This is a genomic window from Spirosoma panaciterrae DSM 21099 (genome assembly GCF_000374025.1).
In the GTDB taxonomy this organism is placed as follows: domain Bacteria; phylum Bacteroidota; class Bacteroidia; order Cytophagales; family Spirosomataceae; genus Spirosoma; species Spirosoma panaciterrae.
Genome location: NZ_KB893178.1, coordinates 122,262 through 141,330 on the forward strand (window position 1 = coordinate 122,262; position 19,069 = coordinate 141,330).

12 protein-coding genes are annotated in these 19,069 nt (G+C 50.2%); 8 read left to right on the top strand and 4 right to left on the bottom strand.

The features are described 5' to 3' along the window. The first annotated feature begins 10 nt into the window (after window positions 1-10). From B153_RS0109930 to B153_RS0109945, 4 genes are all read left to right on the top strand, one after another. A complete protein-coding gene (locus B153_RS0109930; protein ID WP_026262041.1) occupies window positions 11-1,456 on the top strand; it encodes an oxidoreductase in 1,446 nt (481 codons plus the stop codon). Next, window positions 1,453-2,238 (top strand): 3-ketoacyl-ACP reductase, encoded by a 786-nt coding sequence (locus B153_RS0109935; protein ID WP_020596550.1) that lies wholly within the window; start codon window positions 1,453-1,455, stop codon window positions 2,236-2,238. The genes B153_RS0109930 and B153_RS0109935 overlap by 4 nt, the downstream gene beginning before the upstream one ends. Before the next feature lie 189 nt (window positions 2,239-2,427). Next, complete coding sequence (locus B153_RS0109940; protein WP_020596551.1) at window positions 2,428-3,732, top strand: Gfo/Idh/MocA family protein; 1,305 nt, start codon at window positions 2,428-2,430, stop codon at window positions 3,730-3,732. A gap of 58 nt (window positions 3,733-3,790) precedes the next feature. Continuing rightward, the gene (locus B153_RS0109945; RefSeq protein ID WP_020596552.1) at window positions 3,791-5,050 is read left to right on the top strand and encodes an MFS transporter; all 1,260 of its coding nucleotides are present in this window, start codon (window positions 3,791-3,793) and stop codon (window positions 5,048-5,050) included. 3 nt (window positions 5,051-5,053) lie between these two features. Here the strand turns inward: B153_RS0109945 and B153_RS0109950 are convergent, their stop codons facing one another. Beyond that, on the bottom strand, window positions 5,054-5,659 hold the full coding sequence (locus B153_RS0109950) for a Uma2 family endonuclease (protein ID WP_020596553.1): 606 nt from the start codon (window positions 5,657-5,659) through the stop codon (window positions 5,054-5,056). Window positions 5,660-5,797: 138 nt separating this feature from the next. Between B153_RS0109950 and B153_RS0109955 the strand changes: the two genes are divergently transcribed. Continuing rightward, window positions 5,798-6,232, top strand: a complete 435-nt coding sequence (locus B153_RS0109955; protein WP_020596554.1) for a DUF4262 domain-containing protein — start codon at window positions 5,798-5,800, stop codon at window positions 6,230-6,232. A gap of 161 nt (window positions 6,233-6,393) precedes the next feature. Here the strand turns inward: B153_RS0109955 and odhB are convergent, their stop codons facing one another. After that, window positions 6,394-8,016, bottom strand: coding sequence for a 2-oxoglutarate dehydrogenase complex dihydrolipoyllysine-residue succinyltransferase (odhB, locus tag B153_RS0109960; protein ID WP_020596555.1), 1,623 nt, complete (start codon window positions 8,014-8,016; stop codon window positions 6,394-6,396). An 89-nt stretch (window positions 8,017-8,105) separates the two neighbouring features. Continuing rightward, window positions 8,106-10,886, bottom strand: coding sequence for a 2-oxoglutarate dehydrogenase E1 component (locus tag B153_RS0109965; RefSeq protein ID WP_020596556.1), 2,781 nt, complete (start codon window positions 10,884-10,886; stop codon window positions 8,106-8,108). A gap of 682 nt (window positions 10,887-11,568) precedes the next feature. On the opposite strand from B153_RS0109965, the gene B153_RS0109970 reads away from it, so the two are divergent. Both B153_RS0109970 and B153_RS0109975 read left to right on the top strand, forming a co-directional pair. After that, window positions 11,569-14,724 carry a cyclic nucleotide-binding domain-containing protein gene (locus B153_RS0109970; protein WP_026262043.1) on the top strand — a complete coding sequence of 1,052 codons (3,156 nt, stop codon included), beginning with the start codon at window positions 11,569-11,571 and terminating at the stop codon, window positions 14,722-14,724. An 87-nt stretch (window positions 14,725-14,811) separates the two neighbouring features. Further along, window positions 14,812-16,182: a sensor histidine kinase gene (locus tag B153_RS0109975; RefSeq protein ID WP_020596558.1), complete on the top strand. Its 1,371-nt coding sequence runs from the start codon at window positions 14,812-14,814 to the stop codon at window positions 16,180-16,182. A gap of 29 nt (window positions 16,183-16,211) precedes the next feature. On the opposite strand, the gene B153_RS0109980 is transcribed toward B153_RS0109975, so the two are convergent. Then, window positions 16,212-17,369 (bottom strand): zinc-dependent alcohol dehydrogenase, encoded by a 1,158-nt coding sequence (locus tag B153_RS0109980; protein WP_020596559.1) that lies wholly within the window; start codon window positions 17,367-17,369, stop codon window positions 16,212-16,214. A gap of 209 nt (window positions 17,370-17,578) precedes the next feature. On the opposite strand from B153_RS0109980, the gene B153_RS0109985 reads away from it, so the two are divergent. Next, window positions 17,579-19,009 carry a PQQ-dependent sugar dehydrogenase gene (locus B153_RS0109985; RefSeq protein ID WP_040761171.1) on the top strand — a complete coding sequence of 477 codons (1,431 nt, stop codon included), beginning with the start codon at window positions 17,579-17,581 and terminating at the stop codon, window positions 19,007-19,009. Window positions 19,010-19,069 lie beyond the last annotated feature (60 nt).

Below are 19,069 nucleotides of genomic sequence, written 5' to 3' on the forward strand. Positions count from 1 at the left end.
TGTTTTGCCCATGAGTGAGAAATACAAACCCGCCTACCCGCGTATGGCTCAGCTAAAAACGGCTGCGGACCTGCATAACTACCTGGAAAAGAATCATATCGAGTTGCCGTTCGATGAAACGGTGTTACCCCCCGCCGAAAGTCCGTTCAACCGACCGATTCATCTGAAGTCGGGAAAAACGATTGGCAATAGCCTTTGTATTCTGCCGATGGAAGGGTGGGACGGTACTACAGACGGAAGACCAACCGACTTTACCCGAAATCGGTGGAAGAAGTTTGCCATTAGTGGGGCCAAACTGCTCTTTGGTTGTGAAGCTGTTGCGGTTTGTCATGCCGGAAAAGCCAACCCAAATCAACTGGTCCTGAACGATGAAACCTTTTCGGATTTCGTCGATTTACGTCAGCAACTTCTTAAAGATCATTCCGAGGCCTTTGGAGCAACCGACGATCTGCTGATCGGCCTGCAATTGACGCATTCCGGGCGGTTCTGCAAACCAAAAAGTCATAAAGCCTTTGAGTCAAAAATTCTGTATAGCCATCCGTTTCTGAACAGTAAGTTTGGCATGGCGGCCGATTACCCGGTACTGACCGATGAAGACATCGACCAAATCATCGAGCAATACGTTCAGGCGGCTGTGCTGGCCCAAAAAGCAGGATTCGACTTTGTCGACATCAAGCACTGTCATGGGTATCTGGGGCATGAATTTTTGAGCGCGGTAAGCCGTGAGGGCCAGTATGGCGGTTCCTTTGAAAATCGAACCCGCTACCTGCGAAACATTGTGGCGGGTATCCGGCAGGCAGCATCCGGCTTGGAAATCGGTATTCGATTGAGCGCTTTCGATATGTTGCCCTTCAAAAAAGGGCCAGCTGGAACAGGTATCCCCGAATCGGCCGAACAATATCCGTTTGCCTTTGGGGGTAAGTCGGATGGGCTTGGCCCGGATCTGACCGAAACCAAAGCTTTTTTGGCCCTGGCCGAATCGTTGGGTATTCAGTTGGTTTGCATTACGGGAGGAAGTCCATATTATAACCCTCACCTGATGCGTCCTGCTTTATTCCCACCCTCTGATGGCTATTTGCCTCCCGAAGATCCGCTGCTGGGTGTAAAACGGCAAATCGACGTGACGCATGAGTTGAAGCAGGCTTTTCCTGAACTAGTGATTATTGGATCAGGCTATTCGTATTTGCAGGAATGGTTGCCCAATGTGGCGCAGTACGTGTTGCGGCACAACATGGCCGATAGTGTTGGTTTCGGGCGAATGGTGTTGTCGTATCCGACCATGCCTGCCGATATGCTGGCAGGCCGTTCGCTGGTCCGAAACCATATCTGCCGTACGTTCTCCGATTGTACCACGGCTCCCCGTAATGGACTTATTTCGGGTTGCTATCCGCTGGACACACTCTACAAAAAAAGCCCCGAGGCCGAACAGCTTAAAGCGCTAAAAGACAGCCTGTGAAAAACGTGAAACATAAGCCAGTAGCTCTCATAACGGGTGGTAGTCGCGGTATTGGCTATGGTATTGCCGAACATCTGGCAAAAGCAGGCTTTGACCTCGCTATCAATGGTGTTCGGCCCGAAACGCTGGTGACAGATGCACTGGACAACCTACGGGCACTGGGCGCAGAGGTGATCTACTGTCCCGGTGATATTGCGTCGCGGGAAGACCGGCTGAGTATGCTGGAGAAAATAAAGGCGTATTACGGTCGGCTGAATGTGCTGGTAAATAATGCCGGTGTTGCGCCCAAAGAGCGTCGGGATATTCTGGAAGCAACGGAAGAAAGTTTTGAGTACGTACTATCGACCAACTTGCAGGGGGCCTATTTTCTGACACAAGCGGTAGCCAACTGGATGATTGAGCAAAAAAGAGATGCTCCTGACTTTGCTGGCCGAATCATTACCATTTCGTCGGTTTCAGCTACCGTTGCTTCCGTAAACCGGGGTGAGTATTGCGTAGCGAAAGCCGGATTGAGCATGGCGACTCAACTCTTTGCGGCCCGGCTTGGTGAGTTCGATATTCCGGTTTATGAGGTCCGTCCGGGCATTATCCAAACCGATATGACGGCAGGTGTCACGGCCAAATACGACAGGCTGATTGCCGATGGGTTGTGTGTGCAGAAACGATGGGGGCTTCCCGACGATGTTGGTCGGGTGGTTGCGTCATTGGCCAGGGGCGACTTTCCGTATTCGACAGGTCAGGTAATTATGGTGGATGGCGGCATGACGTTGCCCCGTTTATAAGTTTTTGATAATCAGTTGGTGGTTTTTCGATTAGTTTACCACTGCCCTCCACTTTATGTTCTGAAAACTCATTACGGATTCGTTTGACCATTGTAGTCGTATTTAAGTCAATCAGCGTATTACGATATGACAGAAGAATTGAACGTTTGCCTAACGAACGTACTGAACGTCTAAATCCTAAAATTGCACATGGAGAGTCAAAACGAATCTCGTAGAAAATTTATTAAATCGGCGGCTGTAGGGTCTATAGCTGCCTTCGGCTTACCTACCTACATTCCGGCCCACGCGTTTGGGGCTAACGATCGGGTCCGGGTAGCCGTTATCGGGGTCAATGGTCGGGGGAAAGATCACATTCAGGGGTTTTCCAAGCTGAAAGATGTTGAAGTGGTTACTCTTTGCGATGTCGACAGCAACGTACTTCAGGAACGAGCTTCGGATTTCGAAAAGAAATACAACCGAAAAGTGCAGACCATCGGTGATTTGCGGCAGGTTTACGACGACAAAAACATCGATGCCGTCAGCATCGCTACCCCAAACCATTGGCATGCGCTGGCAGCTATCTGGGCGTGTCAGGCTGGTAAGGATGTGTACGTCGAAAAACCGGGTGCACACAACCTTCACGAAGGCCGTAAACTGGTTGAAGCTGCCTCCCGCTACAATCGCATCGTGCAGCATGGCGTACAGTTACGAAGCTCGGAAGCCATTCAGGAAGCGATCAAGCACCTGCGTGATGGCCTGATCGGGAAGGTCTATATGGCCAGAGGGCTGGTGTTTAAATGGCGTCCAAGCATCGGTGATCTGGGAAAATCAGCGGTTCCGGCCGAACTGAACTGGAACTTATGGCAAGGGCCCGCTCAGGAAAAGGAATTCAGCAAAAATTACGTTCATTACAACTGGCACTGGTTCTGGGATTATGGTAATGGCGACATCGGCAACCAGGGCATTCACGAAACCGACCTTTGTATGTGGGGGCTGGATGTAGGTTTTCCTGAAGAAATCACATCGTCGGGTGGTAAATTTCTCTGGAATGACTGCAAGGAAACGCCCGAAACTCTCACTTCGGTCTATAAATATCCCTCACAGGGCAAAGTCATTCAGTTTGAAGTACGTCCCTGGATGACCAATAAAGAGGATGGTGTCGAGATCGGGAATCTATTCTACGGCGACAAAGGCTATATGGTGATCAACGGTTACGACGATTACAAAACCTTCCTGGGCAAGGAACGTACGCCCGGCCCCGCCCGAAAAGCGGGAGGGGATCACTACGCCAATTTCATCGACTGTGTGCGGTCGCGGGATAAGTCGAAACAGAATGGTCCTGTCGAAACAGCGCATCTGGCTTCGGGTATTGCGCACCTTGGCAATATTTCCTATCGATTAGGGCGAACGTTACATTTTGATCCGAAAAACGAAGTATTCGTCGGCGATAAGGAAGCCAATCAGATGCTTACCCGTAAGTACCGCGCTCCGTTTGTAGTGCCCGAAAAAGTGTAATCCTAATTTGTTATCCCGACTACACGTCCCGGTCGGGATAACAAAAATTAACCAGTCTATGAAACCCGTCTTTACACCTGAACCTGTTACGGCCAATCGATCCACGCTTCGTCAGCTTTTACAAATTCCTGTACTGGTGGCTGCCCTGGGTTATCTGGTGGATATGTATGATCTGTTCCTGTTCAGTGTTGTGCGGGTTCCCAGCCTGAAAGCGCTTGGTGTAGAGGGCGACCGGCTTTTGGGCGACGGGTTGCTACTACTGAACACACAGACAGCAGGTTTACTGATTGGTGGTATTTTCTGGGGGATTCTGGGCGACCGTCGCGGGCGGCTTTCGGTGCTATTTGGGTCTATTCTGCTGTACTCACTTGCCAATATTGCCAATGGGTTTGTTACGTCGCTGAATCAATATGTTCTGCTTCGGTTTATTGCGGGCATTGGTCTGGCTGGGGAGCTAGGCGCTGGTATTACGCTGGTGACAGAAATTTTGCCGAAAGAGATTCGGGGATATGGCACCACACTGGTAGCCACAATGGGGGTTCTGGGCGCTATTCTGGCCTATTTTATGGCCGATCTGTTCGACTGGCGCATTTCCTATTTCATCGGTGGTGGATTGGGGCTTCTCCTGCTTGTGTTGCGGTTCAACGTGCTGGAGTCTGGTTTATTCGTAAAAACCAGCCAGCGGGCGATTGCCAGAGGAAGCGTACAAACGCTGTTTAGTGATAAGCACCGCCGGAACAAATACCTGCAATGTATACTGGTGGGGCTGCCCATCTGGTTTGTGGTGGGTATCCTGATTACGTTCTCTCCTGAATTGGGCAAAGCGATTGGGCTTACTGAACCCGTAATCGCCGGAAAAGCCGTTATGCTGAGTTTTTCGGGACAGGTACTGGGCGATCTGGTAAGTGGATTTCTGAGCCAGTCGCTACGGAGTCGCAAAAAAGTGATTCGGTTGTTTATGCTGGTTTCCTTCGCCTTTATCCTGGTTTATTTGCTGGCGCCAATCAGCCGTCTGACGATGTTTTACGCCGTTTGCGTTTGTCTTGGCTTTGCAAACGGCTACTGGACCTTGTTCGTGACCATTGCGGCCGAACTATTCGGAACCAACCTCCGGGCTACAGTAGCCACTACAATTCCGAATTTTGTACGGGCGGCTACCATTCCGCTAAGTGCTATTTTTGTCCAGTTGAAGCCATCTTTAGGGACCGTTTACAGCGCCTTAACGGTCGGCGTTTTAACCATCGTAATCGCCCTGGTTGCGCTCTCATATCTCGATGAGACGTTTACGAAGGATATGGATTATGTAGAAGAAGGGTAACGATTAGCGCAATAGCTGTAGATTGAACGCAAAGCCCGGCAATACGTCTTCACCTGATAGGCTGTTGTCGAATCCATGCACTACGCTGACTGATCCATCGGCCCGATAAATGCGCACTTCCTCCGTTTTCGGGTCAATCATCCAGGCTAAGCGGCAACCATTGTCCATGTATTCCCGCATCTTGTCGGTGGTTCCCTTAAGCGTGTCCGATTCACTCAACAGTTCGACGACAAAATCAGGGCAAAGCGGTGGAAATTTCTTTCGCTCATCGGGCGAGATTCGATTCCATTGATCATGGCTCACCCAGGCAACATCAGGACTACGTGTAGCCCCATTGGGTAAATTAAACCCGGTCGATGAATCGAAGGCCAGGCCAAGGCATGCTGTTCGATTCCAGATTGTTAAATCAGTGGTTAATTCACTGTTGTGAATCCCTGTTTCGCCCCCCGTTTGTCCCAAAGGCAATATGTTGCCAGTGGCATCACGCTCAAATTTATAATCGGCATTTTCCTGGCAGAAATAGTAGAACTCATCGGCTGTCCTGTGACGCATCTGCTCGAACAGGTCAATGCCCGGCTCTATAGGAAACGGAAACACAATGCCTGTCATGATTGGAATCGTTAGTAGCTGATCAAATATACAAACTTACCTGGTCATAAAACGAAACTCATTGGCTCTCATAAAAGACTTGTTTGTCATTACGTCTAAAATTCGTTACTTAAGTTTTGTGTAGTATACGTTAAACATATGGCTAGAAATACGCGTCAAGAATTGCTTAGTGAAGTCGATAAGCATAAGTGGGTTGTCTTTAACATAGTTGATGAATCTTTGCCTCCCTTCTCTTATACCGTGGGTCTTTACAAGACATTCGGTCACCCTGAGATAATTATTTCTGGCTTAAAATATGAATCGGCACATGCGATTTTGAACGTCATTGGCAGTGATGTTGAGATAAGTATTACTCGAAATACAGATTTCATTTATGATGATGTTCTGGATGGTTATCCTTGTCTTTTTAAGACTGTAGATCGAAACTTGTATGATGATTATTTCGGTAGAGCTATTGTCTATTACGAAAATTGTGACTTCCCAGTATTACAATGTGTATGGCCTGATTTGGAAAATAGATTTCCCGGTGACAATGGGTACACTGTTACTATTCAGGAAATCTTATATAAATAGGTTATACCCATTTTATAAGTGCCAGTCTGAATGCTACAAGCTAGAAAATAAGTGATAGATTTTGTGCTAACCACAAACGCCATAAAACGAAACTTCCCGAAAATGCTAGACGTTGGCGCCCAGCCTTTCGGGAAGTTGATATGTGCTTTGAGAAAGCCGAATTACATGTCGAACAGAATCCGGGCGGGGTCTTCCAGAATCTGCTTCACGCGAACCAGGAAGCTAACCGACTCTTTACCGTCGATAATCCGGTGGTCATACGACAACGCCAGGTACATGATGGGCCGAATGACAATCTGACCGTCGACTACTACCGGGCGTTCGACAATGTTGTGCATGCCCAGAATAGCCGATTGAGGAGCGTTGATGATCGGGGTCGATAGCATCGAACCGAAAACACCGCCATTCGTAATGGTGAACGTACCACCCGTCATTTGCTCGATAGTCAGCTTGTTGTCGCGGGCGAGACCTGCCAAACGAACGATTTCTTTCTCGATACCGGCAAAGCTTAGTTGTTCGGCATTGCGGATAACCGGCACTACCAGGCCCCGTTCGGTCGAAACAGCTACCGAAATATCACAAAAATCATTGTAAACGATCTGTTCACCATCAATCTGCGCGTTTACGGCTGGGAAGTCTTTCAGGGCAATACAAACTGCTTTCGTGAAGAACGACATAAAGCCAAGCCCTACGCCCTGTTTCTCCTTGAACTTATCTTTGTATTTGTTCCGCAGATCCATGATCGGCTTCATATCTACCTCGTTGAAGGTAGTTAGCATAGCCGTTTCGTTCTTAACCGCTACCAACCGTCGGGCAATGGTCCGACGCAGTGAGGTCATTTTTTCGCGACGCTGGTTACGGCTACCACCCGTAGCTACAGGTGCTGGAGCCGGTGCCGGAGCACTTGGTTTTGGAGCAGCCGGTGCCGGAGTTGGCGTTGCGGCTGGTTGTGCCGGAGCTGGCGTTGCCTTTTGAGCGTCCTCTTTTGTAATTCGTCCGCCAACACCTGTACCCTGAACAGCTTGCGCATTAACGCCTTTCTCGTCCAGAATTTTAGCGGCTGCCGGTGATGGATAATGAGCCGCATAACCGTTCTGCCCATTCGAAGCGGGGGCTTCGGTAGCGGGTGCACTTGTGGCTGGTTGTGGACTTGCGGGCGCTGGAGCGGCAGAGGCACCTGCCCCAACTTCGATTTTAGCAATCAACGCGCCAATCGGCAGTGTTTCGCCAGCCTGTGCGACAATACGTAGGGTTCCGGCGGCTTCGGCAGGGAGTTCGAAGGTAGCTTTATCCGATTCCAGTTCGCACAGAACCTCATCGAGTGCGACCGCATCGCCGTCTTTTTTGCTCCAGGAGGCAATGGTTACTTCAGTAACGGATTCGCCAACGGCTGGCACTTTGACCTCAATTACCTGAGCACTGGTAGTAGCTGGTTTGGCAGGCTCAGCAACGGCTACAGGAGTTGCGGCTGCAACAGGCGCAGGCTGTTCGGCTGGCTTTGGCGTCTCGGCTTTGGCTGCTGGCGCTGGTGTAGCTGCTGGCGCACCACCTCCATCGTCGATAGTGCAGATACTGGCGCCTATCGGAAGTACGTCACCTTCCTGAGCCAATATGTGCAGAATACCATCGGCTTCGGCCGTTAGTTCAAATGTGGCTTTGTCAGAATCGAGGCCGCAAAGTACCTCGTCCATTTTTACATGGTCACCTTCTTTTTTGTACCAGGTGCCAACAGTTACTTCGGTAATCGATTCCCCCACGGGAGGGATTTTCATGTCAACGGCCATTTTTCTATAGTTTGTAGTCCGTCGTTTAAGGGTTGACGTTTGCAGATGCTTCTAAAACGCCTACGGCCATCAACCCTCAAACTGCTTTTTTATTCAAACGCTCTCCGAACGATATCGGCTTGTTCCTGAGTATGAATTTTTGGATAACCGGTTGCGGGAGAAGCCGCAGCCTTGCGTGAAATGATGGGCAAATGTACACCTACACGCAATAAATACGTCCAGTAACCCATATTTTCGGGCTCTTCCTGTACCCAGAATTTCTCTGCCTTCTTATATTTTTCCAGAATGGCGTCCAGTTGTGTTTTTGGCAACGGAGCCAGTTGCTCCAGACGGACGATCGCTACATCGTCGCGTTGGTCGGCCTGTTGCTTTTCGAGCAGATCGTAATACACTTTACCCGTGCAGAACAACACACGTTTTACCTTTTTTGCCTGTGCATAGCTATCATCAATGATCTCCTGGAACGAGCCTTTGGTCAGGTCTTCGAGTGGAGAAACACATTTTGGATGACGAAGCAGCGACTTGGGCGACATAATGGCCAGCGGCTTGCGGAATGGCCACGCCAACTGCCGACGCATAATATGGAACAGGTTGGCCGGGGTGGTAATATTAGCTACCGTCATATTGTATTCAGCATACAATTGCAGATACCGCTCTGGCCGGGCATTGGAGTGTTCGGGACCCTGGCCTTCGTAGCCGTGTGGCAGCAACATCACAACCCCATTCTGAATACCCCATTTGGATTCAGCAGCCGCAATGAACTGGTCAATGATTAACTGAGCACCGTTTGAAAAATCCCCAAACTGAGCTTCCCAGATCACCAACGCGTTGGGCGTGGCCATCGAATAGCCATATTCAAAACCGAGTACACCGTATTCAGAAAGTAGTGAGTTATACACCTGAAACTTCGATTGCCCTTCCTGGATAAAGTCGAGCGATGAATAGGTCTGGTTGGTTTCGGCGTCATGCAATACAGCATGGCGATGCGAGAATGTACCCCGCTGCACATCCTGACCACTCAGTCGAACGGGCTTGCCTTCGAGCAGAATCGAACCGTAGGCCAGCAACTCGGCGGTTCCCCAGTTGACGATTTTGGTGTCGCTCAGCATAGCCTGCCGATCTTTCAGCAGCTTGTCGATCTGCTTCAACGGCTTGAAGCCTTCGGGCAATTTAACCAGAGCCTTCCCAATCGTGTCGAGTACATCGGCCGAAACGCCGGTTTCGGGTGATTTTTCGAAATCAGCAGGCTCACTGAAACGTAACTCGGCCCAGTCACGATCCAGCCGAAGGGGCTTATAGGGAATTTCGGCTTTTTGCTTCACGCGGTCCAGCCGATCCTGGAGTTGCTTTTTAAATTCGGTATCCATCCGCTGCGCCAGTTCGGCATCTACGTCGCCCCGTTTGATGAGCAGCTCTTTGTAGATTTCGCGAGGGTTGGCGTGCCTGTCGATGATGTTGTACATCGTTGGCTGCGTAAACTTCGGCTCATCGGACTCATTGTGCCCGTAGCGACGATAGCAAACCATATCAATGAATACATCCCGGTTAAATTTCTCCCGGAACTCAACCGCCAGCTTCGCGCAGAAAATTACGGCTTCCGGGTCATCGCCATTTACGTGGAAGATAGGTGCATCGACGATCTTAGCTACATCGGAGCAATAGATCGACGAGCGGGCATCTTCAAAATCGGTCGTAAAGCCGATCTGGTTGTTGATCACAAAATGGACCGTACCGCCCGTTTGATACCCTGCCAGTTTGGCCATCTGCGTGACCTCATACACGATACCCTGCCCGGCCACAGCCGCATCACCGTGAATCAGAATCGGCAGGATTTTGGTGAAATCACCTTTGTATTCTTCATCGGCCTGCGCCCGAACAAACCCTTCGACAACCGGGTTTACGGCCTCGAGGTGCGATGGGTTAGGGGCCAGTTTTACACTGATCTGCTTGCCCGATTTGGTTTCGGTGAGGCTCGAATAACCGAGGTGGTATTTTACGTCGCCATCGCCATGCACCTGTTCGGGTACATTACCCTCGAATCCATCGAAAATCGATTCATAGGATTTTCCCAGGATATTGGCCAGTACGTTCAGCCGGCCCCGGTGCGCCATACCGATCATTACTTCCTCAACGCCCATATCGGCCGCCTGGCTGATGATGGTATCGAGCGCCGGAATCGTTACTTCGCCCCCTTCGAGCGAAAACCGTTTCTGCCCTAAATATTTGGTGGCCAGGAAATTTTCGAAAACGGTGGCTTCGTTGAGCTTTTCAAGAATCCGTTTTTTCTCGTCGAGGGTAGGTTCAAAGACGAGGGCTTCTTTTTCGATTTTATTCCGCAGCCAGTTTTTTACATCCAGCTCGCGGATGTACATATATTCGAAACCGATTTCACCGGCATAGATTTTCCGCAGCGAATCCATAATGACCCGTAGCGTAGCGGGTCCGATGCCGAGTAATTTACCCGATTCGAACACGGTATCCAGGTCGGCCTCCGAAAGGGCGTAGTCGGGCAAATCGACGCGGGGTTGCCGGTCTTTCCGTTCTTTAAGCGGATTTGTTTTCGCCAGCAGGTGTCCGCGTGAGCGGTATGCTTTGATCAGACTGGCTACAGAAACCTCTTTTTCGGCATGGGATGCGTCGACAGGTTTACTGGCTGTAGCCTGTCCGTTTCCATTGGCCGAGATACCGTTCGATGGGGTGCCGTTTGACTTACTAGCTCCGGCGGTTTCGCCGTAGGTTAATGAAAATTCAAATCCTTTGAAAAATTGCTGCCAGCTTTCATCAACAGATTGAGGGTCTTGCTTGTAAGACCGATAAAGTTGATCGACGTAAGCGGCATCAGAGTTGGCAATATATGAATACTGATCCATGACGGGGACGCGTCGTTGTTTTGACCTGCAAAGGTAGTGTATCGGTTACACACTTAACCCAAATTTTATGGTTTTTATCCTATGATTTTGAGAAAGACGCGCTTGTATGTAAAACAGATGTTAATGAATTTTAGTTGACAAGACTATAAACACATTTTGCGGAGATTGTATAGCTAAAAAAGCCACCCCAGCGGAGTGGCTTTTTTGGTAAACGGCTAAACACCTGACTTGTCAACTTACCAGGGATAACAAATAAGCTGACAGCGTAAACCCCGTTCATCACACAGCGATTTTTACACCCTTAGCGCAGACGTCTACTTGTTGACACATACGCTATTCATCATCGTATACGAGTTGTTGTACTCACGAAGAAAGCTCCACAAGGATCGGTACAATATAGTAAGCCGCGATTAATCCTGGATTAAAAACGCATACGGATACGCACACTGGTTCTGAACCGTATTGTGTTGATGGTAACCTGCAACTAAACCTACATCGGCCGTGATCCAGTATGCCGATCGATACGATCAGGGCAGTTGAGGTACCGACTGGAGAGGCAATAATCTATCCGCGAAAAATGACTAGCAGAAACGGTATCTGCTGACGGATTCTGAGCGTCAATTGGTAACATGTCGTGGACTGATGCTTATATTTGGCCATAAATCGCCTAGTTTGCTTGCTTATGACCGTTGGTGCAGACGCTACGTATCCACTCCCTCCTTCAACGCAACGATGGCAGCGTATGCTGGGTATCCGGCCCGAGGAAGGCCGAACGGTAGGGTTATTTTTTATACACAACTTCCTGCTGGGTATTGGCACCATCCTGATTTATGTAGCAGCGAATGCCATCCTGCTCGAAAATCATCCCGAAACAAGTTTGCCGATTGCTTACCTGGCTTCGGCAGCCGCTATGATCGTGGTTGGACGAATCTATGCCTACTACGAACATCATCTGACGCTTCAAACGCTGGCTGCCCGCGTGCTGCTATCGGCAGTGGTCATGACCATAGTGGTGGGCGTTTTAGTCGTGGTTGGGCATTCGGTAACGGCTGCGGTGGCGATCATGACGGGCTACCGGATCATTTATCTGCTGACCAATCTTGAATTCTGGGGCGTATCGGCGGTCGTATTCGATACGCGCCAGAGTAAGCGGCTGTTTGGGGTGATCAGCTCGGGCGATATGCCTGCCAAAGCTTTAGGGGCTATTCTGGCGGCTCTGGTACATGCCCATGCAGACGTCTTGCGACTCCTACTGGTGGCCTTTGGTGCCTTCATGGCCTCGCTCTATGTACTACGCCTAACCATTCAGTCGCACGATGTGCATGCACCCCACAGGTCAGATCGGGCGGTTGGGCGCGAGCCCTCCCGGCTCATTGGTAAACGCTTTGGTGGAAGCGAATTGATTTTTTATATGTGCCTGAGTCTGGCGATTCTGGCATCGGTAGCGACCGAAATCGAGTACAACTTTTTCATCAACGTAAAACACCGCTTTCATGATCAGACCGACGTGATTCGGTATGTGAGTTATGTGCTGGCGTTGACCTATGGTATTGCCATGCTGGTCAAACTGATTATGTCGCGTAAAGTGCTGGACCGATTCGGGGTTCAGCGGTCTTTGCTGGTGTTGCCCTGGGTGGCTCTGGCCGGACTGGCCGGATTAGCCATTCTGCGGATGATGGCTGCTACCGAAACTGTATTGCTGGTGTATTTCTGTGCGCTCTATTTGCTGTTTGAGGTAGCCCGTCGGGCCTTGTTCGATCCTGTGTTTCTGGTATTGTTTCAGCCGCTCCTGCCCCCCCAGCGGTTGAAAGGACATACGCTGGCAAAAGGGCTCTATGAGCCTATTGGCCTGGGTATTGCTGGTCTGGTACTGTTTGTGTTGCATACAACCATTGAGTCAGGAGGGTCGCTGATCTGGATTGGTTTGTTGGCAGGGGCGGTCTGGCTACTGCGTCATACGTATACCCGGTATTTGTCTGAACTGAACGATGCGATTGGTCGGCGCTTTCTGGAACGCGACCAACTGGCGATGCCGACTGTAGCGCAGAAAAGCCTGATCGACCAACTGAAAAGTAACCGTACGGATGATGTTCTGACGGCAATAAGCTGGCTCGATCAGCATAAGCCTACCGAGCTGACAGCGCACATTCCGGCTCTGTTAACGCATGCAGAACCTGCCATACGGCGACGAACCCTGGTGACATTGACTCATTCCAGCCAGCCTACGCCCACGCGCCAGCTCATGCACATTGCTCTGACCGATCCGGAACCAACGCTTCGTCAGCAGGCGGCTTATCTGCTGGGGCGCCGGATCAACGTTGAAGCGGCAGAGCTGGCTCCATTGATTAATCATACCGACATTACGATTCGGCAAGGGGCTATCAAAGGAGTGCTGGAACTGAATCCGCATGATACAGCTGCTCAGCATAGCCTTACCCGACTCGCCAGCGATACAGACCCGGCGCATCAGGAAATAGCGCTGAACCTGATTGGTACATTACGACTGACGAATTTTGCGTCTACCGTCAGAGCGCATTTGTCGAGCCCATATCCGACCATTGCCAAAACGGCCCTTTTGGCGGCAGGTCGTTTGAACGACGAAGCACTCACACAGTATTTGCTGCAACATCTGACCGACGAAACCATCGGTCGTATTGTGGTGCAGTCGCTAAAAGCACAGGGGCCCGAACTCATCTCTGCGCTGAAGCGGGTTCGGCGGGCAACCATCGACCGGCTGGCCATACAACGGATAGCGGCTATTGGCGGTAGTATTAATACCCCCGAAAGTCGCCAGTTGCTGAACGGTCTGGCACAGGAGCCGGATTTGCTGATTCGGGGCGCAGCGCTTCGGGCGTTGCGCCGTTTTCCAAATGAACCTGCCGACGATGCTGTATTCCGGACGTTGATGCAGGAAGAAATATTGCTGGCCCAGCGTTTACTACATGGCAGCCTGACTGAGCCTGGTTTGGCCAAAACCCTCGATTATGAACTGGCTGTTTTGCTTCAGCGCTTGTTTGACATCCTGACTCAGCTTTACGATTCAGAAACCATTGCCGGAGCCCGTATGGGTATCGGGCATCCAGCGCGTGAACGTCGGGCCAATGCGCTCGAAATGCTGGACAACCTGATTCCCCGCGCCACTTACCAAACCTTGCAGGTGCTGGTTGAGGAGTTGCCACGGTTTGAAAAAGTACAGATTCTGGATAAAGAGCTGGAAACCTTCGATGACTCTGAGTCGATTCGTGCCTTTATTCTTCGAAAAGGCGAAACGACATTTTCGGCCTGGACAATCAGTGAAGTTGTCCGAAACTTACCCGCCAGCGAGGCTCTGGCTGCCCTCGAATCCCTACAGGTTCGATTTACCTCCTTATCTCCTTTGCTTATGAGTCACTCCACCAATTCGGCTGATCAGATTGCCGCTTATGACCGGGTATTGCTGTTGTCGCAAACCCGGCTATTTGCCGATACGCCCGAAAATGTTCTGGCGAGCATCACACCCATTATGAAAGAAGAGCAATATGCTGCGGGTGCGCCTATTTTTCACAAAGGTGATCTGGGCACGGGTATGTATGTGATTTATACGGGTGAGGTAGTGGTTCTGGATCGAGAGACCGAACTGGCGCGTTTTGGGCGGGGTGACTTCTTTGGGGAGTTGGCGCTGCTGGATACCGAAGCCCGTTCGGCAACGGTCGAAGCGGTTACGGATGTGCGGCTGCTGCGGATCGATCAGGATGATTTTTACGACCTGATGGAAGAGCGGGGCGAAATCCTGCGAAGCATCGTTCGGAGCCTGTCGGGCCGAATCCGGCGTCAGAATGAATTACTGGCCGCTAAATAAAATCAACAACCGATTTGGTAGATTTGACCGATGGTTAACGAACCGTAACTATCTGGTAAAAGGAATTCATCGTTAAAAAGCACCTATATGAACTGGTCGGATGGTGAATCATACATAGCAGTCGGCATGGCTGTAGCCGTCATTCGGTATACTCGAAAACTACTGGAAACCGAAACACGACTGCCCAGGTGGGATGTATATTTCAAGAATATATGGCTTTCGGGGTTTGTGCTGATGGCACTCGGGGAGATATTTCCTGATCCCTGGCTCATCTGGTATCAACTCACCATTATTGGTTCTATTTACTATACCGTCTGGCAACTACCTGCGTTTCGGCCAGCAAAGATGCTGCTTCTGGGAATTGCTCCCTATTCGATCCTTATTGTCTTCAAGGATTTGCTTAAGCATCTGGCCCGGGCGTTTTATAAAACCAACAGCGACTACTTTGAAGTAGCCTCAACGTTTGCGTTCATTTGGCTGGTTACCTTTCTGTTTATCGCCAATAGCCAGAAAAAAGCGCTGGCGAAGGAACAGCTTGAACGCGAAAAAGAAGCGGAACAACGGCGTATCATTGAGGCTAAAAAGAATGAACTGGAGTATCTGGTTGCCGAACGGACAGCCGAAATTACCCGGCAAAAAGAAGAGCTTGAGCAAGCACTGGTCGAATTGAAAGCTACCCAAAGCCAACTGATTCATAGTGAAAAAATGGCCAGCCTGGGGGAGCTGACGGCAGGGATTGCCCACGAGATTCAGAACCCACTCAATTTTGTCAATAATTTCTCCGAAGTCAGCATCGAGTTGATCGATGAATTGAGCGAAGAACAGGCGAAAGATGACCGCGATGCAGAACTGGAAGCTGAACTGCTAACCGATCTGAAACAAAATCTTCAGAAAATCACCCAGCATGGCAACCGGGCGGCCTCCATCGTAAAAGGGATGCTTCAGCATTCGCGGGCCAGCACCGGGCAGCGTGAGGCAACGGATCTGAACGCCCTGGCCGACGAGTACCTGCGTCTGGCCTATCACGGCTTACGGGCCAAAGACAAAACCTTCAACGCTCAACTCAAAACGGATCTGGATGCTTCGTTGGGCACTATCAGTGTAATCCCGCAGGATATAGGCCGGGTTTTACTCAACTTGTTTACCAATGCTTTTTATGCCGTTCACCAGCGCCAGAAAAAAGGAGGAGACCCAGCCTATCAGCCAACGGTAACCGTTCGGACCCGATGCGATGGCGACGAAGCGGTTATTTCGGTGAGCGACAACGGTACAGGTATACCCGAAGAGCTTCAATCGAAAATCTTCCAGCCTTTTTTTACAACCAAACCGACTGGCGAGGGCACCGGCCTTGGTCTGTCGCTGGCGTATGATATTGTCACAAAAGGGCATAATGGCGCCATGACGGTCGAAAGTAAAGAAGGTGAAGGAACAACCTTTACCATAGCCTTACCAGCCTAGCCCCGAATGAGTCGCTAATGGTTGGATGATCAGGGCTTTAGAACCACTTTGGTGCAGTCGTCCTCCTTATTTTTAAAAAGCTCGTAGGCGCGGGACGCTTCGGACAGAGGCAGGATATGCGAGATAATATCGTCGAGCACCACTTTGCCCTGAACAACCAAGTCTAGTAGGTGGTCGATATTTTTATGAACAAAAGACTGGCCTGTACGGATCGTAATGCCTTTATCGAATACGCGGCCAATGGGAAAATTGTCGGTTGGACTGCCATACACACCCACCACCGACACGATACCCCCGCGACGAACGGCCCGAAAGCATAACTCCAGCACTTTGGTAGTGCCTTTCTCCAGGTTGATAACGGCTTTGGCTTTTTCGAGCAGCGACCGATTAGCCTCCATCCCTACGGCGTCGACACAAACATCCGCTCCCCGGCCTCCCGTCATGGAGCGGATCGCTTCCACCACATCGACATCGTCGGGATTAAGGGTTTCGACTTTATTGACCCGATGGGCACGCTCTAACCGATAATTGAGCGGGTCGATGGCAATAACCCGGCCTGCGCCCTGTATCCAGGCCGATTTTTGCGCCATAAGCCCTACTGGCCCCGATCCGAAGATGGCTACTGTTTCGCCCCCTTTCAACTCACCCCATTCGATGGCACTCCAGCCGGTTGGGAAAATATCGGTCAGAAAAAGCACCTGTTCATCTTTCAACGATTCGGGTACATGCCGAAGTCCATAATCGGCATAGGGCACGCGGACGTACTCGGCCTGACCACCATTATAGCCACCATACAGGTCCGTATAACCAAACAGGCCGCCCCCTTTTTCGCTAAGCAGCCCACCATCGGGTCCATAATGTTTATGGTTTGAGTTTTCGCACTGCATCTGTAGGTTTTGCTGGCAGAAAAAACAGTGTCCGCAGGCAATGGTAAAAGGAACGACCACGCGATCGCCTTTTTTCAGGTTCGTGACGCCCGTACCAACCTCTTCTACAATGCCCATAAACTCATGGCCGATCACCTCATTTTCCAGTTGAGGAATAAACCCATCGTAAATGTGCAGGTCGGAGCCGCAGATGGCGGTGGATGTTACGCGAATCAACGCATCGCGGGAATCTTCAATGCGCGGATCGGCGGTGTTTTCAACGCGGATATCGCCAATTTTGTGAAATACGGCTGCTCTCATCTGATTGATTGAAAAGAAAACGTTGAGGCTGTAAGCTATCTATGTGTTAACTTAGCTCGACCGGGTTTGTTGACGTGATACCGGGTAAACCGATCCAAAATCGGCCAGAATAGCCTTATTGTGAGCACATGGTCCGCAGGTGCATTGTACCACGCTAAAAGTCAATGATTCTAATCCAGATCGAATCCATCTTTCTCAACAGCTTATTTATGAAACGGAGATTGTCTGCCGCATCGCCATGCCTCAACTTGCTCCTGGGGTTCATTTCCTTTCTGGTTATTCCTGATTATTCGTTGGCCCAGACTGGAGCGGAGGTTTACAAAACCTACTGTGCCGGATGTCATGGAGCGCAATTGCAGGGTAGTGTGGCACCTGCGCTTCTTAAAAAAGACTGGAAACACGGTGGGGATCGTGCTTCGTTGCTGACTACTATTCGAAAAGGGGTTCCCGCAACCGAGATGATCAAGTGGGAGGGTGTTCTTTCGGAGAAACAGATTGAGGCTGTTGTCGACTACATTCTTAAAGCCCAGACATCGCCGGAACTTGTAAAAAATAACGAGTTGCCGCTGAAGGTACAGACAAAGCGTTATACGCTGACGATCGAGAAACTGATTACGCAGGGATTGAACGGCCCTTGGGGAATTGAGTTTACCGACGCTACACACGCACTCATCACAGGCAAGACAGGAGAGCTTTACTGGATGGTAAATGGCCAACTGGACGCCCGGAAAATTACCGGCCTGCCGCATGTATATGGCTATGATATGGTCGGTGGATTGATGGATCTGGCAATCGATCTTGATTATGCCAAAAACGGCTGGGTTTATCTGGCCTTTAGTCATAACTCACAAAACAGCTCCGACAAGAAAACGCCAGGCATGACCAAGATTGTACGGGGAAAAGTGCGTGACTACCAGTGGGTCGACGAACAAACTTTATTTCAGGTTCCAGACTCGCTTCAGGTTAGCGGAGGTACGCGTTGGGGGTGTCGGTTCCTGTTCGATAAAAAAGGCTATCTCTACTTTACAATTGGGGATATGAACCGCGCCCAGGATTCGCAGATATTGTCGCGGCCGTCCGGGAAAATTTACCGAATCAATAGCGACGGCTCCATTCCGACCGATAATCCGCTGTATGGGAAAGAGCAGTACTTGCAGGCAATATACAGTTGGGGTAACCGCAATGTGGAAGGTTTGGCACAGCATCCTGTCACGGGTGTGATCTATGCGAGTGAGCATGGTCCACAAGGGGGCGATGAACTCAATATTCTGAAGAAAGGAGCGAATTATGGATGGCCAGTAATCACCTACGGAATCGATTATAACGGTAAGGTTATTTCCAATGAGACGCATAAGGAAGGAATGGAGCAGCCGATTACGTACTGGACCCCTTCGATTGCGGTATGCCCTATTGAGTTTGTCACCAGTCCCCGGTTTTCGCGATGGCAGAATGACCTATTAGTGGGGACCTTAAAATTTGAAGAGCTACGCCGACTGGTTATTGATGGCGATCGGGTTGTTGAGCAGGAGGTGTTACTGAAAGGATATGGGCGAGTGCGGGATTTGAAGATGGGACCCGATGGTGCTTTATATGTGCTGACCAATACCCCCGATGCCCTGCTTCGTATCACACCAAAGTGATAAATCTTCTGATTCGTATGTAGTTAGGCCGGAAATTGATAACAAAAACTTAACATTGGG